At 67.9% G+C, this 13,668-nt stretch carries 16 protein-coding genes; 10 read left to right on the top strand and 6 right to left on the bottom strand.

Translation table 11 applies throughout. The annotated features are described in order from the left end of the window. Positions 1-77: 77 nt before the first annotated feature. Positions 78-455: a VOC family protein gene (locus tag AC07NN_RS03525; protein ID WP_494637744.1), complete on the bottom strand. Its 378-nt coding sequence runs from the start codon at positions 453-455 to the stop codon at positions 78-80. A 133-nt stretch (positions 456-588) separates the two neighbouring features. Here AC07NN_RS03525 and AC07NN_RS03530 point away from each other — a divergent pair, with 133 nt between their 5' ends. The 3 genes from AC07NN_RS03530 to AC07NN_RS03540 all read left to right on the top strand — a co-directional run bounded on the left by AC07NN_RS03530 (position 589) and on the right by AC07NN_RS03540 (position 3,561). Then, positions 589-918: a PadR family transcriptional regulator gene (locus AC07NN_RS03530; protein WP_494637745.1), complete on the top strand. Its 330-nt coding sequence runs from the start codon at positions 589-591 to the stop codon at positions 916-918. A 35-nt stretch (positions 919-953) separates the two neighbouring features. Continuing rightward, positions 954-1,922 carry a hypothetical protein gene (locus AC07NN_RS03535; protein WP_494637746.1) on the top strand — a complete coding sequence of 323 codons (969 nt, stop codon included), beginning with the start codon at positions 954-956 and terminating at the stop codon, positions 1,920-1,922. Positions 1,923-2,403: 481 nt separating this feature from the next. Next, entirely contained in the window at positions 2,404-3,561 is a 1,158-nt protein-coding gene (locus tag AC07NN_RS03540) for a cell wall hydrolase (RefSeq protein ID WP_494637747.1), read from the top strand. Here the strand turns inward: AC07NN_RS03540 and AC07NN_RS03545 are convergent. Beyond that, positions 3,521-4,351, bottom strand: coding sequence for an SDR family oxidoreductase (locus tag AC07NN_RS03545; RefSeq protein WP_494637748.1), 831 nt, complete (start codon positions 4,349-4,351; stop codon positions 3,521-3,523). The two genes, AC07NN_RS03540 and AC07NN_RS03545, sit on opposite strands and share 41 nt — an antisense overlap. Before the next feature lie 152 nt (positions 4,352-4,503). Further along, positions 4,504-4,683 carry a YegP family protein gene (locus AC07NN_RS03550; RefSeq protein WP_494637749.1) on the bottom strand — a complete coding sequence of 60 codons (180 nt, stop codon included), beginning with the start codon at positions 4,681-4,683 and terminating at the stop codon, positions 4,504-4,506. Between the two features lie 147 nt (positions 4,684-4,830). Between AC07NN_RS03550 and AC07NN_RS03555 the strand changes: the two genes are divergently transcribed. The 3 genes from AC07NN_RS03555 to AC07NN_RS03565 are packed head-to-tail and all read left to right on the top strand — an operon-like array spanning position 4,831 to position 6,661. Continuing rightward, positions 4,831-5,385 carry a DUF1003 domain-containing protein gene (locus AC07NN_RS03555; RefSeq protein ID WP_494637750.1) on the top strand — a complete coding sequence of 185 codons (555 nt, stop codon included), beginning with the start codon at positions 4,831-4,833 and terminating at the stop codon, positions 5,383-5,385. Beyond that, on the top strand, positions 5,382-6,293 hold the full coding sequence (locus AC07NN_RS03560) for a carbon-nitrogen hydrolase family protein (RefSeq protein ID WP_494637751.1): 912 nt from the start codon (positions 5,382-5,384) through the stop codon (positions 6,291-6,293). Before AC07NN_RS03555 ends, AC07NN_RS03560 begins: the two co-directional genes overlap by 4 nt. Before the next feature lie 2 nt (positions 6,294-6,295). Beyond that, positions 6,296-6,661 (top strand): VOC family protein, encoded by a 366-nt coding sequence (locus AC07NN_RS03565; RefSeq protein ID WP_494637752.1) that lies wholly within the window; start codon positions 6,296-6,298, stop codon positions 6,659-6,661. Between the two features lie 169 nt (positions 6,662-6,830). On the opposite strand, the gene AC07NN_RS03570 is transcribed toward AC07NN_RS03565, so the two are convergent. Beyond that, positions 6,831-7,085: a hypothetical protein gene (locus AC07NN_RS03570; protein WP_494637753.1), complete on the bottom strand. Its 255-nt coding sequence runs from the start codon at positions 7,083-7,085 to the stop codon at positions 6,831-6,833. Between the two features lie 96 nt (positions 7,086-7,181). After that, positions 7,182-8,123, bottom strand: coding sequence for a GlxA family transcriptional regulator (locus AC07NN_RS03575; RefSeq protein WP_494637754.1), 942 nt, complete (start codon positions 8,121-8,123; stop codon positions 7,182-7,184). 96 nt (positions 8,124-8,219) lie between these two features. Between AC07NN_RS03575 and AC07NN_RS03580 the strand changes: the two genes are divergently transcribed. Further along, positions 8,220-8,900, top strand: a complete 681-nt coding sequence (locus AC07NN_RS03580; RefSeq protein WP_494637755.1) for a DJ-1/PfpI family protein — start codon at positions 8,220-8,222, stop codon at positions 8,898-8,900. A 54-nt stretch (positions 8,901-8,954) separates the two neighbouring features. Here AC07NN_RS03580 and ygiD read toward each other — a convergent pair whose 3' ends face one another. Continuing rightward, positions 8,955-9,725: a 4,5-DOPA-extradiol-dioxygenase gene (ygiD, locus tag AC07NN_RS03585; protein ID WP_494637756.1), complete on the bottom strand. Its 771-nt coding sequence runs from the start codon at positions 9,723-9,725 to the stop codon at positions 8,955-8,957. Between the two features lie 196 nt (positions 9,726-9,921). Here ygiD and AC07NN_RS03590 point away from each other — a divergent pair, with 196 nt between their 5' ends. The 3 genes from AC07NN_RS03590 (at position 9,922) to AC07NN_RS03600 (ending at position 13,495) form a co-directional block, all read left to right on the top strand. Continuing rightward, entirely contained in the window at positions 9,922-10,995 is a 1,074-nt protein-coding gene (locus AC07NN_RS03590; RefSeq protein ID WP_494638193.1) for an acyltransferase family protein, read from the top strand. Between the two features lie 2 nt (positions 10,996-10,997). Then, positions 10,998-11,771 (top strand): tyrosine-protein phosphatase, encoded by a 774-nt coding sequence (locus AC07NN_RS03595; protein WP_494637757.1) that lies wholly within the window; start codon positions 10,998-11,000, stop codon positions 11,769-11,771. A gap of 278 nt (positions 11,772-12,049) precedes the next feature. Then, positions 12,050-13,495, top strand: a complete 1,446-nt coding sequence (locus AC07NN_RS03600; protein WP_494637758.1) for an MFS transporter — start codon at positions 12,050-12,052, stop codon at positions 13,493-13,495. Positions 13,496-13,668 lie beyond the last annotated feature (173 nt).

The following is a 13,668-nucleotide window of genomic DNA, read 5'->3' on the forward strand; positions in this document are numbered from 1 at the left end:
GGCTTGTCCGGATAACGGAGCGCGACCCCTCACCCGACCCACTTCGTGGGCCACCCTCGCCCGCAAGGGGAGAGGGGCTAGTAATTCCCCAAACTCAGCACGTTCCCGTCCGGGTCCTTGAACCACACCACCTTCATGCCGTCCGCCCGGTGCACGTCCCCTTCGCGGGTCATCCCCGGCATGTCGTAGTGCTCGAACCGCACGCCCTTGGCCTGCAGCGCCGCCACCGTCTCGTCGAAGGCCTCGCCAAGGGACCAGGTCAGGACGGTGGCCTCGTTGGTCCCGGCGTGGTCCGACTCGTAGAGCAGCACCGTCGAGCCGCCGGCCCGGAAGCCCTGCACCGAGGGCTCGTCGCCGGGCAGGGGCGTCAGGCCCAGAATCTCCTCGTAGAACGGCCGCGCCGTGGCCAGGTCCCTCACCGCCACGGTCGCCTGGGCCGCCTTGTCGCCGAGCATAGAAACCTCCGTCTCGTTCCCGAGAAGAAGGCCTGAGCGCCGAACGCCGTTCCGCCTGTTGACTCCCAATCATACTGTGTGACATACAGTGTGTGTCACACACCATGTGATGCACACTATGTGGCGCACACCCATGCCGACCGAGACAGACATCTTTGAATCGCTCCGCCAGGAGCTGCGGCGCGGGACCCTGATCCTCGCCGTCCTCGCCCAGCTGCGGGAGGAGCGCTACGGCTACAGCCTGCGCCAGGCCCTCTCGACCGTGGGCGTGGAGATCGACGAAGGCGCGCTCTATCCGATGCTGCGCCGGCTGGAGGCCCAAGGCCTCCTGGCCAGCGAGTGGCGCGAGGAAGACAAGCGCAAGAAGCGTTTCTACCAGCTGTCGGAAGAGGGCCGGACCGTGCTGGCCCGCCTGGCCGACGAATGGCGCGCGATCAACGCCGCCCTCGAGCCGCTGCTGTGAGCGCGCGGCCTTTCAATTTCCAAGGGGACAAGACCATGAGCGATCTCATCGATCGTTATCTGGCGGCCGTGGCCGCCCTGCTGCCGAAGGCCTCGCGCCAGGACATCATCGCCGAGCTGCGCGACCTGATCATGAACCGCGTCGAGGAGAAGGAAGCCGTTCTGGGGCGTCCGCTCGACAAGCGCGAGATGGAGGCCCTGTTGCACGACATCGGCCACCCGATCGCCGTGGCCGGCCGCTACGGCCCGCACAAGGCGCTGATCGGGCCGGAGCTCTATCCGTTCTGGGAGTTCGGCGTGAAGGTCGCGCTGGCCATCGCCGCCATCGCCGCGATCATCCCGGCGGCCATCGTGCTGATCACCGGCGAGGGCAACCCCCACACCGTCACGGGCGTCATCAACGACTTCATCCCGACGGCGCTCAGCCTGGTGGGCTGCGCCACGCTGATCGGGGCGGCGATCGAGCGCGGCTGGATCAAGGTCGGCGATTTCAAGCAGTGGAAGGTCAGCGACCTGCCGGTCATCCCCCCGGGGCAAGGCAAGGGCTGGTTCTCCAAGAGCCGCTTCGAGGGCCTGTTCGAGCTGATCGTCATGCTGCTGTTCATTTCGTGGTGGACCAAGCTGCTGCCGTTCCCGATGGGCGCGATCGTCCATGGCGACGGCGACGTGGGCGTCGTGCTGAACCCGGTCCTGGCCTCGCTCTTCTGGCCGATCCTGGGCCTGGCGATCGTGCAGGCGATCTCCTCGCTGTTCGTGGTGGTCAAGCCGGGCTGGGTGCGGCCTCGGGCGAGCACGGAGTTGCTTGGCGCCGTGGGCGGCCTGGCCCTGGTGGCGGTCCTGTGGCCGGCCCAGCCGCTGCTGACCTTCGTGCTGCCCGGCGGCGCTGACGTGGCGCGCCTGCAGGAGACGGTCGACCTGTCCTTCAAGATCTGCATGGCCGTGGCCGCCGGCATCAGCCTGACCAAGCTGTTCGTCGAGGGGCGGCGGCTGGTGCTGGGGCGGTAAGGGCGCTGCCTTCCATCTCTCCTCCCCCCGATGGGGGAGGAGAGGGGTCTTCCGGGGCCCGGATACCCCTCCCGACTCTCCCGAAATTCCCGTCTTGGTTAATCGCCGCCGTTAATCTTTATGACCTCGTCGAGTAACGATGCGGACTGTTTCAGCTTCCGCCAGGATCGGTTGAGCACAGCCCTGGCAAGGCTTTCGCAGCGGCAAAAAAACGCTGCTCTGGCTTGTCGAGCTTTTCGCGAGGATTCAAGGCGTTAACGAATTAACTGTGCGACGCTTACGCACAGAAGCCATGTTGCATCGCAGCAAGTGCTTGCGAGTCGGTCATGGATACGTCATAAGCCGCTACAAGCAGGATCTTGGCCACAGCGTGATACGGCCTATCCACCGCTTCGAAGGGTTCTCCGCCAGTGCATTTCGCGGGGGTTTCGGAGCGATTTTGTCGGGGGGCGGTACGCCCTCGCCGCGCAGGACGCTAGTTTTGTATATCAAGTCGCAGACGCGCGCGGACGCGCGCGGGCTGGTCGGCGCCGTATTGGTCGGATCCATCACGGGTCTGGCTCTGGGCGGCGTTTACCTCATGGGTGGCCTGGCTCAATCGGCCTCCACCCACGCCCGCGTCGCCCGCCTGGCCGACGGCGCCTCGGGGAGCTTCTCCGACGCCGCGATGGTCAGCGCGGCTACGCGTATGGACCCCGGCGCCCTCGCCGTGGCCAAACGTCACGATCCCTACCTGTTCGCGGCCGTTGACCAGCGTGACCGCCAGTCGCAACAGCTTGCCGCCCGCCTCGAAGGCGCGAACGCGGCCAATCTCCGCCCCGGACAGACGGGCCGTAGCGGCCCCCTGATGCTCCGGGCCAGCTTCGGCTCCGGATTCAACATCGGCGGCGCGACTCCGTTCCAACTTGGCAATGCTTTGGCGAGCTCGCGCGAGCTCGAGTGCCTGGCCGACGCCGTCTATTACGAAGCCCGCGGCGAGACCCCTAGCGGCCAAGCGGCCGTGGCCCAGGTGGTCATGAACCGCGTGCGCCACCCGGCTTTCCCGAAGTCGATCTGCGGCGTGGTCTTCCAAGGCGCCTATAACCGCACCGGCTGCCAGTTCAGCTTCGCCTGCGACGGCTCGATGCGCCGCGCTCGCGAGACCGGCGCCTGGAGCCGCGCCCGCACGGTCGCCGCTCGCACCCTGGCCGGCACGATCGGCAGCGAGGTCGGTTCGGCCACGCACTTCCACACGGTCAATGTCTCGCCCGGCTGGGGCCCGCGCCTGCTGCGCGTCGCCCAGGTGGGCATGCACATCTTCTACCGCTTCGGTCGTCACGGCGGGACGTCTAGCTTCTCGCCGTCGCAGGCGCCCAGCGTGGACGACATCGCGCCGTCGGAAATCGCCAGCCTGACCGCCGACGGCAAGCCGCCGGTCGTCTACGCCGCCGCCGCTGTCGGCCGCCTCGAGCCCGCGTCCAGCACGCCGGGCATGGGTGGTCCGCTGGGTCCGGTCTCCGAGCCCGCCTCGGCCCCGATCGCCACGGCGGCCAAGGCTCCGGCCGCCCCGGCCCTGACCTCGGTCAAGACCTCGGGCGACAAGCCGGCCCTGGAAGGCCTCAAGACGACAGTAGGGGCCGGGAGCGGAGCTGCTTCCTGACCGTATTGGGCATGTGGCTGGTGGCGAAGCGCATCTGCTTCGCCCGCTTGCCCACGAAGTAGTGCAACTGCTTGCCGTGCGCGGCGTCCCAGACCACCTGGGCGGCGTCCTCCACCGGATAGACCTCCAGCCCGCCCTTGCGCAGGGCGTCGGACATGCTCTCGTTGGTGCCTGACGCCCCGGCGTTGAGAATCGGCGTCTCGACGAACCACGGCATGACGCAGGCGACGCTGACCCCGTGGGCGGCGTATTCGACGTCCAGCGCTTCGGAGAGGCCCCGCACCGCGAACTTGGTGGCCGAATAGACCGCCAGCTTCGGCGAGCCGTAGAGCCCCGCGCACGAGGCGATGTTGATCAGCCGCCCACCGGCGCTTTTCAGCAGCGGCAGGCTCGCGCGGGCGCCGTTGATCACGCCCTTGATGTTGATGTCGATCTGGATGTCGCAGTCGGCGTCCGACAGGTCCTCCAGCACCCCGAACCGCGCCACGCCGGCGTTGTTGAGCAGCACGTCGGCCTTGCCGTCTGTCTCCTTGCCGAACTCGCCCAGCGCATTGGCCCAGGCCTCGCGGTCGCGGACGTCCAGCGGATGGACCGCGCCGTTGGCCGGGCCGATGGCCTCGTGCGCGGCCTTCAGGCCGGCCTTGTCGATGTCGGAGAGGCCGACGAACCAGCCCGCCGAGGCGAAGCGCTTGGCGCAGGCCAGGCCGATGCCGCTGGCGGCGCCGGTGATGAAGATGCTCTTGCGCCCGTTCGCCGGCATCGCGGTCCCCTCCCGTATCATTGTTATCAATGATCAGATGCCGAGACGGCGGAGGGGTCAATAAGAAACCGGAGGGACCGAAACCTCGCCCTTCGACAGGCTCAGGGTGAGGTTTCTACTGATCCGGCGTTTGCAGTCGTCCTCACCCTGAGCCTGTCGAAGGGCGAGGACGGCCTCGCAGGTTAGTCCGTCTGGTCGTCGGTCTCGGCCTCGGGGCCGTTCTTCTTGATCGACTCGATGGCGTTCTTGGCCGAAGCCTTCGACGAGTAGCCTTCGGTCCAGAAGATGGTCTCGCTGTTGTAGACGAAATAGGCGACGAACTCGCCCGCCTTGTTCTTCTTGATCACGAACTTATGGGCCATCGAATAGCGCTCCTTGGAAGGCTTTGAAGATCATCGGCCCCACCCGATGCGCGACCGTCGCCTTGCCGACACGCTCCTGTCAACCGCGCCCTTGTCACGTTCGGGTTCGCGTGAGGAAGATCGGGTCTTCGCCGCGCGAGTCTTCCGATGACCCAAGACCACCTCGAACGCCTGTCCCGCGAGCTGCTGCGGCGGCCCTATGACGAGCTCAACGACGTCCAGAAGCGGGTGATCGATCTCGTCCTGGCCGAGCAGCCTTCGTCGGGACCCGTCGATGACGCGGACAACACCTTCTGGACGCGCCTGGCCGACCGGGTGGCGGCGATCGGCGGCTCGTGGGGCTTCATCGGCGGCTTCGCCCTGGCGCTGTTCCTGTGGATGGGGCTGAACCTGGCGCTGACCCCGTTCAAGCACGCCTTCGACCCCTATCCCTTCATCTTCCTGAACCTGCTGCTCTCGACCCTGGCCGCCATCCAGGCGCCGGTGATCATGATGAGCCAGAACCGCCAGGCGGCGAAGGACCGCCTGACCGCCGAGCACGACTACGCCGTCAACCTGCGGGCCGAGCTGGAGATCATGCGGGTGATCGACAAGCTGGACGCCCTGCGCAGCGACGAGCTGATGGTGCTGTGCCGGGAGCACGCGGCCCGGCTCTCTGAACTGCAGGAGGAAGTGGTGCAGCTGAGGGCGGAGCGGGGATGAGCCTCACCGTCGTCACCGCCCAGTTCGCCGTAGCGGCCGACATCGACGCCAATCTGGCGGCGATCGAGCGCCTGATGCGCCAGGCCTGGACAGCGGGGGCGGAGGTCGTCCACTTCCCGGAGGCCGCCCTGTCCGGCTATGCGGGCGTCGATTTCGAAAGCTTCGGTGGTTTCGACTGGCCGCGCCTGGAGGCCGCCACGCGCCGGGTCATGGCGCTGGCCGGCGAGCTGGAGCTCTGGACGATCCTGGGCTCGGCCCATCGGCTGGACGGCGAGCGCAAGCCGCACAACTGCGCCTATGTCATCGACGCGTCGGGCGCGCTGGTCGATCGCTACGACAAGCGGTTCTGCGCCGGCGACGCGGCCGGGCTGACCGGGGACCTCGCCCACTACACGCCCGGCGACCATTTCGCGGTGTTCGAGATCAAGGGTGTGCGCTGCGGCGTGCTGATCTGTCACGACTATCGCTATCCGGAGCTCTATCGCGCCTATCACCGGCTGGGCGTGCGGATGATGTTCCACGGCTTCCACGCGGGCGGTCTCTCGTCCGAGCGGTTCGCGGCCATGGAGGCGGACGTCGGCCGCCATGTCCTGACCGGCGGGACCACCTTGCCCGCGATCACCATGCCGGCCGGCATGATCGCGGCGGCCTCGAACAACAACATGTGGATCAGCTGTCCGAACACTGCGGCGGAGAGGAGCTGCTGGCCGTCGTTCATGGTTCGGCCGGACGGGGTCATTCCCTGGGCTTGCCGGCCGGAGGTCGAGGGCTGGATCGTCGAGGAGATCGATCCGGAAGCGCCGATCTACGACAGCACCGTCGCCTGGCGTGACCGCGCTATCGACGGGGTGCTGCACTCGGGGGAGTTGGCCGATGACCCGAGGTCGAAGACGCGGACGGAGCTCTGACCATGACCATCCTGGCGATCGAGCACGTGCAGCTGGCCATGCCGGCGGGCGGGGAGGACGCAGCGCGAGCCTTCTATCGCGACCTGCTGGGCATCGCCGAAAAGGCCAAGCCGCCGCATCTGGCCAAGCGGGGTGGGTGCTGGTTCGAGGATGGGCCGGTGAAGATCCACCTCGGCGTCGAGGCCGATTTCCGGCCGGCGCGGAAGGCGCATCCGGCGCTGGTGGTCGACGACGTGCTGGCGCTGGCGCAGCGGCTCAAGGCCGCCGGCGTCCGGGTGGTCGACGACGAGCCGCTGGAGGGCTGGGACCGCGTCTATGCCGACGACCCGTTCGGCAACCGGATCGAGCTGATGACGGCGAAGGGTTAGCAGAACTACCTCCAAGCTCCCGTCATTCCCGCCCTTGTGGCGGGAACCCCTCTGTCGGCCGCAGGTGCAGTAGGGGCGGATCGCTGGCGATCCGCTTGCATCTCACGTGTCAGCTGAACCAGGGGGACCCGCCACAAGGGCGGGAATGACGGGAAGATTTAGGGGGCGTTCACCGCCAGACCCACCGGCAGACCTTCACCCGGTGATGATGCCGCCACTCGCGGTGGCAGACCTTGACCTTGTGGCCGCGCCCGTAGTGGTGGCCGCGATCCCCGCGAACGCGGTCGTAACGGTCGTGGCGATCATGACGGTCGTAGCGGTCGCCCCGGTGGTCGCGGTCGGCGGCGAGGCCGGCCGTCGGGACGCTGGCTGCCAGCATGGCGGCGGCCAGGGCGCCAGCGCTCAATAGTTTCGAAGCGAACATGGATAGCTCCAGATCGAAATCCCTCGATCCCGGAACGCACGATCCGCCGGCTCTGTTGCGCCGCTGTGTCCGGCTCGTACGGCCTAGCTGGCCTTGCTACCCCACCTTCGCCGCTCGCCGCAGCGCCTGCGGTGGCTGCCCGAAGGCGCGGATGAAGGCGCGGCGCATGCGCTCAGAGTCGCCGAAGCCGGTCTCCAGCGCCACGTCCTCGACCTGCAGCGGGCCGCTGTCGAGCAGGGCGCGGGCGGCCTCGACGCGCAGGCGCTCGACGGCCTTGGCCGGAGTGACGCCGGTCTCCTGGGTGAACAGGCGGGCGAAGTTGCGTGGGCTCATGGCGGCGCGGTCGGCCAGCTGCTCGACGGAGAGCGCCTCGGACAGGTTCAGCCGGGCCCACGACAGCAGGGCGTCGAAGCGGCCGGGGCGCAGGTCGATCAGGGCCGAATGCTGCGACTGGCCGCCCGGGCGATGGTGGTAGACCACCAGCTGCTGGGCCGTGCGGCGGGCCACGGCCTCGCCCTCGTCTGCGCCGATCAGGGCCAGGGACAGGTCGATGCCGGCGGTGATGCCGGCCGAACTCCACACGCTCCCGTCCTGGATCCAGATGCGATCCGGCTCCAGGCGGATGTTGGGGTAGCGGCGCTGGAAGTCCTTGGTCCGGCTCCAGTGGGTGGTGGCGCGCTTGCCGTCCAGCAGGCCCGCCTCGGCCAGGACGTAGGTTCCCGAGCACACGCTGGCCACGCGCCGCGAGAACTGGCCGGCGTCACGCACGAAGGCCAGGGTCTCGGCGCAGGTGGCTGGGACCTTCACCCCGTCGCCGCCCGAGACCAGCAGCGTGTCGAGGCGCGGGCAGTCGGCCAGGGCCGTGGTCTGGATCGCCACGCCCGAGGAGCTGGGCGTCAGGCCTCCCCGTAGAGAGAGGAAGTGCAGCGAATAGGCCCCGGGCGACAGCCGCCCGGCGATCTCGAAGGCCGCGATGGGCCCGGTGGCGTCCAGCAGCTGGAAGCCGGGATAGACGAGGAAGCCGATCGCTCGCGCCATGCCAAAAGCCTGTGGCTGAAACCGTGGGAACTATGTCATTTCCGCCAGACGCTAATCGAACCATGTTCTCTTCGTCAACCGATACGGAGAGACGCCATGAGCCAGACACTACAGATCGTGATCGCCCTCTTTCCCGGCGTCACCCACCTGGACTTCACCGGTCCGCACCAGATCCTGTGCCGCCTGCCGGGCGCGAAAGTCACGGTGGCCAGCCTTGCTGGCGGCGAGATCGAGGCCGACGGCCTGGTCTTCGCGCACCTGCCCAAGCTGTCCGACGTCGAAACGTGCGACGTGCTGCTGGTGCCGGGCGGCTTCGGCACGACCGAGGCGATGGCCGACCGCGACTTTATCGCCGAGATCCGCCGACTGGCCGACGGCGCCAGGTACGTGACCTCGGTCTGCACGGGCTCGCTGGTGCTGGGGGCGGCGGGGTTGCTGAAGGGCAAGCGCGCGGCCTGCCACTGGGCGTGGCGCGATCAGTTGGAATATTTCGGCGCCATCCCCGATCCGTCGCGGGTGGCGCGGGATGGGCGCTACATCACCGGCGGCGGGGTGACGGCGGGCATCGACTTCGCCCTGACCGTGGTGGCCGAACTGGCCGGCGAGGACATGGCGCAGGCGATCCAGCTGGCGGTGGAGTACGCGCCGGACCCGCCGTTCAACGCGGGGCGGCCGGAGACGGCGCCGGAGGCGGTGCTGCGGCGGGTGTCGGGGATCTATGGCAAGGCGATGGACGAGCGCGTGGCGGCGGCGAAGAAGGCGGCGGAGGTGATGTGATCTGGAGCGCCCCCTCCGTCTCGCTGCGTATCCGCAGCGAGACGGAGGGGGCGCTCAGCCGACCTTAACCCCGGTCATGGAAATCGCCGCGAACACATCGTCGGTGAAGAAGCTGACCGCCTCCCCAACCTCCTGCGCTCCCAGCACATAAAGCAGCGGCAGATAGTGCTCGGCGCTATTGATCGAGATCTCCGCGTCCGGACCCAGGCTCCGCCAGTCGATCAGCGGATCATGATCTCCCGCCGCGATCAGCGCCTTGGCCTTCTCGTTGAACCGATCGGCCCACTCAGGCGCTTCGGGCCGCCGGAAGTCCGCCGCGCGCAGGTTATGGACGATGTCGCCGCTGCCCATGATCAGCACGCCTTCGTCCCGCAGGGCGCCGAGCCGACGACCCGCCTCGTAGTGCCAGCGGTCCGGCCGCCCGCGATCGATGCTGAGCTGGACCACCGGCACGTCGGCGTCGGGATACATCGGCTTCAGCACGCCCCAGGCGCCGTGGTCGAGGCCGCGTGTCGGATGCTGCACCACCACGTCCGGCGACAGGAGTTCGCCCACCCGCGCCGCCAGGGCCGGATCGCCCGCCGCGCGGTACTGGACGTCGAACAACGCCTGCGGGAAACCGCCGAAGTCGTGGATCGTCTCGGGTGCGCTCGAGGCGCTGACCGCCGAGGCGCCGCGCGTCTCCCAGTGGGCGCTGATCATCAGCACCGCCTTGGGACGCGGCAGGGTGTCGCCCAGCCGGCGCCAGTCGCGGCTCCAGGCATTGTCCTCGATGGCGTTCATCGGCGAGCCGTGGCCGACGAACAGGACGGGCATGCGAGACATGGTAGACCCTATTGGAAACAGTAGAAGTTACAGATAGTGGCCGCGACGCCATACCGCAAGACGACGTTCCTTGGACGGCTTTTCCGGGGGCGACGCCTTTGGTATGGCGGCCTTTGTGACCGTTCCGCTTCCTCCGACTCCCTCGGCCGTCTCGGCCGACACGCCTGCTCCGGACGCTCTCCGGCCGGCCAAGGAGATCGTGCGCGGCGGGGCCCTGGACTTCCTGCGCTTCCTCGCCTCGCTGCTGATCGTCGTCTACCACTATGGCGCCGAGAGCCCGATGCGGATCGAGCGCTTCGGCCAGGTGTTCTCGCGCGGGTTCCTGGCCACCGACTTCTTTCTGATGCTGTCCGGCTATGTACTCGGCCGCGCCTATGGCGCCTCGACCCTGAGCGGCCGCCTCTCGACGCCGCGGTTCTGGGCCCGTCGCGCCGCGCGGGTCTGGCCTGGGCACCTGGTGGTGCTGGCCATGCTGGCAGTGCTGGTGCTGTTGCTCAACACGGTCGGCACCGACGCCCACAAGCCCAGCCGCTTCGCCTGGGACCAACTGGTGACCCAGGCCCTGTTGATCCACGCCTGGGGCTTCCCCAGCGATGGCTGGAACCTGCCCAGTTGGTCGCTATCGGCGCTGATCGTCTGCTACGCCCTGTTCCCGCTGTTCTGGCGCACGGTCAGCAAGGTGCGCCGCGCCTGGGTGCTGCCGCTGGGCGCCGCCGTGATCCTGGGCGTCTTCGAAGTGATCGCCCGCAAGGTCTTCGCCCATCCGCTGCCGGACCTGCAGTTCCAGTACGGCGTCGTGCGGGCCCTGCCGCTGTTCGTGCTGGGGGTCTGCCTGGCGCGCGCGGTCGACATGCGCTGGCCCTCGGAGGCGGCGGCCAAGCGGCTGCTGTGGGGCGGCCTGGCCTTGCTGGTCGTGACCCAGCCGCTGGACCGCTACGCCCTGCCGGACGAGTGGCTGTTCGACGCGCCGTCGCTGCTGGCCATCGCCATGATCGTGCTGGGCGCCGGCCGCCTGCCGGTCAAGAAGCCGAGGGCCTGGATCGAGGAGGGCGCCAAGCTCTCGTTCGCGCTCTTCATCACCCACATCTTCGTCGGGGTGATCTATTGGAGCGCCGTCCACAAGCTGATCGAGACCGTGCCGATCGGCATCGGCTGGCAGTGGCTGATGTGGCTGGCCGGCTTCCCGATCGCCTACGGGGCGGCCTGGCTGTTCCACACCTATATCGACCAGCCGATCCAGGATCGGCTGCAGCCGCTTTTGAGGAAGTAAGCATGACCCGGCACATCCCCCTCCAAGGCGTCGAGAACTTCCGCGATTTCGGCGACTACGCCGCGGGGGAGGGACGCCTGAAGAAGGGGGTGTTGTTCCGGGCCGCGCATCAGGCCGAGGCGACGGACGCAGATCTCGAGACCCTGGCCGCACTGGGCATCGTTACCCTGGTCGACCTGCGCCGGCCCAATGAGCGCGAGCGCTCGCCCTCGCGCCGCTGGACGGGGTTCGCCGCCCAGGTGATCGACAACGACCTGGGCGTGACCGGTGTCGATCCGTGGCTTGAGTTCATCTCCAGCGCCGAACTGACCGAGACCTCGGTCCACACCTACATGGACGAGTACTATCGCCGCCTGCCGTTCAAGGAGCGGCACATCGATCTCTTCCGCCGCTTCTTCCTGGCGTTGGCGCAGGCGAAGGGCCCGGCCCTGATCCATTGCGCTGCGGGCAAGGACCGCACCGGCGTGCTGGCCGCCCTGACTCATCACATCGCGGGCGTCGGCGACGACGACGTCATCGACGACTATCTGCTGACCAACGACCCCGGCCGTTTCGACCGTCGCGGGGTGGCGTTCATGGACCACATCGCGACCCAGACCGGTCGCCGTCCGAGCGAAGCCGCCATGCGCGCGGCCATGGGCGTCGAGGCGCGCTACCTGGCGGCGACGTTCGCGGTGATCAAGGACGCCCACGGCTCGCTGGATGGGTATCTGGAGCAGGTGGTCGGGCTGGACGCGGACACGTGCGAGAAGGTGCGGGCGCATATTTTGGCGTAGGTCCGCGGCCCCCACATAAACCCCCGTCATTCCCGCCCTTGTGGCGGGAACCCCTGGTTCAGCTGGCACGTGGGGCGAAAGCGGATCGCCAGCGATCCGCCTCACTCTCACTTGCGGCGGATAGAGGGGTCCCCGCCACAAGGGCGGGAATGACGAAGGTTTTGGGAATGAACCGCAGGTTCATCACCTCTCCAAAACCGTAAGGTGACAAACGCCCGTTTAACCGCCAACGTCACCCCATGGTCGCGTCAGACGGCCGAGCGTCATCAGGGTGTTGCATGAGCGAGCTGGCGGGGTCGCCTCCGGGCCTGAGTGAGACCGTGGCCGACGACGTGCTCGTCCCGCCCCCCTCAAAGAAACTCTCCCGAAGCGCGCTCAGCTGGATCCTGCATCAGGGCACGCGCGACCCCTATGTCATTCTCGTCACCATCTATGTTTTCGCGCCGTACTTCTCGCGGGTGCTGGTCGGCGATCCAGTCAAGGGCCAGGCGGCCGTCGCCGATATCTCCACGGTCTATGGCCTGCTGACCGCGGTGCTGGCGCCGATCCTGGGCGCGTCGATCGAGCGCTTCGGGCCGCGCAAGCCGCTGATGGGCGTGATCCTGGCGATCATGGTCCCGCTGCTCTACCTGCTGTGGCTGGCCCAGCCGGGCGGCTTGCCGGTCGATCTGGTCGGCGTCGTCCTGATCGTGCTGGGCGTGGCCTATAACTGCGGCGACGTGCTCAACAATTCGCTGCTGTCGCGGGCGTCCGAGAAGGGCCAGGAGCCGGTGCTGTCGGGCCTGGGTTACGCCGTGGCCAACGGCCTGTCGGTGACCCTGCTGATCTTCGTGATGTGGGCCTTCGTGCTGCCGGGCGTGGTGCCGTGGTCGTTCGTGCCCTCGGCTCCGCTGTTCGGCCTCAGCCAGAGCGCCCACGAGCCCAGCCGGATCGTCGGGCCGCTGGCCGCCACGGTCATGCTGCTGGGCGCGATCCCGTTCTTCCTGTGGACCCGCGACGCGCCGCGTACCGGCGTCTCGCTGCTGGCCTCGCTGAAGGAAGGCGTGAAGCTGATCATCGACACCTTCGGCAACCTCAAGGGCCATGCCGACGTCGCCAAGTTCCTGGGCGCACGGATGCTGTATTGCGACGGCATGACCGCGCTGCTGATCTTCGGCGGCCTGTTCGCGGCGGGCCTGATGAAGTGGGGCGAGCTGGAGATGCTGGCCTACGGCATCTCGCTGTCGATCTTCGGGGTCATCGGCGGGCTGATCGCGCCGTGGTTCGACAAGACCCTGGGTCCCAAGCGCGCCATCCAGCTGGAGATCGGCATCTGCATCCTGGTGCTGCTGGGCACCCTGGGCATGGGCCGCGAGAAGATCCTGTTCTTCTGGACCTGGGACGCGGCGACCCATCCGGCCGTCTGGAACGCGCCGCTGTTTCGCACCTTGCCGGAGCTCGTCTATCTCGGCATGGGCCTGCTGATCGCCGTCTTCGTCACGGCCCAGTACGCCTCGAGCCGCACCCTGCTGGTGCGCCTGGCCCCGCCGGACCGCATGGCGGCCTTCTTCGGCCTGTTCTCGCTGTCGGGCACGGCGACCATGTGGCTGGGTTCGCTGCTGGTGGCCGTGGCGACCAAGATGTTCGCCAGCCAGGTCGCGGGCTTCATTCCGATCGCCGGGCTGCTGGCGCTCGGCCTGGTCGGGCTGTTCACGGTGAAGGGCGGGGAGCGGGAGGAGGCATAGCTTCAATGAAGCATGCCTTCCTAGGCCTTGTGCGACCCATCGTTCGGCTGTCTGGGTGTTTGAGTGTGGGCGAGCACATTGACGGCGCACACCCGGAGACTCAGGACCAAGCTCGGCCATGGGTCCTAGGCACAAGGCCTAGTAAGGCGGGTTTGCTTGGTTCGGTTCCGTAC

Source organism: Caulobacter sp. GW821-FHT09H08 (assembly GCF_059415885.1).

Bases quoted from the DNA above. Each gene is read 5' to 3' on its own strand.
- AC07NN_RS03525 (WP_494637744.1), bottom strand. From the start codon at position 455: ATGCTCGGCGACAAGGCGGCCCAGGCGACCGTGGCGGTGAGGGACCTG.
- AC07NN_RS03530 (WP_494637745.1), top strand. From the start codon at position 589: ATGCCGACCGAGACAGACATCTTTGAATCGCTCCGCCAGGAGCTGCGG.
- AC07NN_RS03535 (WP_494637746.1), top strand. From the start codon at position 954: ATGAGCGATCTCATCGATCGTTATCTGGCGGCCGTGGCCGCCCTGCTG.
- AC07NN_RS03550 (WP_494637749.1), bottom strand. From the start codon at position 4,683: ATGGCCCATAAGTTCGTGATCAAGAAGAACAAGGCGGGCGAGTTCGTC.
- AC07NN_RS03555 (WP_494637750.1), top strand. From the start codon at position 4,831: ATGACCCAAGACCACCTCGAACGCCTGTCCCGCGAGCTGCTGCGGCGG.
- AC07NN_RS03560 (WP_494637751.1), top strand. From the start codon at position 5,382: ATGAGCCTCACCGTCGTCACCGCCCAGTTCGCCGTAGCGGCCGACATC.
- AC07NN_RS03565 (WP_494637752.1), top strand. From the start codon at position 6,296: ATGACCATCCTGGCGATCGAGCACGTGCAGCTGGCCATGCCGGCGGGC.
- AC07NN_RS03570 (WP_494637753.1), bottom strand. From the start codon at position 7,085: ATGTTCGCTTCGAAACTATTGAGCGCTGGCGCCCTGGCCGCCGCCATG.
- AC07NN_RS03575 (WP_494637754.1), bottom strand. From the start codon at position 8,123: ATGGCGCGAGCGATCGGCTTCCTCGTCTATCCCGGCTTCCAGCTGCTG.
- AC07NN_RS03580 (WP_494637755.1), top strand. From the start codon at position 8,220: ATGAGCCAGACACTACAGATCGTGATCGCCCTCTTTCCCGGCGTCACC.
- ygiD (WP_494637756.1), bottom strand. From the start codon at position 9,725: ATGTCTCGCATGCCCGTCCTGTTCGTCGGCCACGGCTCGCCGATGAAC.
- AC07NN_RS03595 (WP_494637757.1), top strand. From the start codon at position 10,998: ATGACCCGGCACATCCCCCTCCAAGGCGTCGAGAACTTCCGCGATTTC.
- AC07NN_RS03600 (WP_494637758.1), top strand. From the start codon at position 12,050: ATGAGCGAGCTGGCGGGGTCGCCTCCGGGCCTGAGTGAGACCGTGGCC.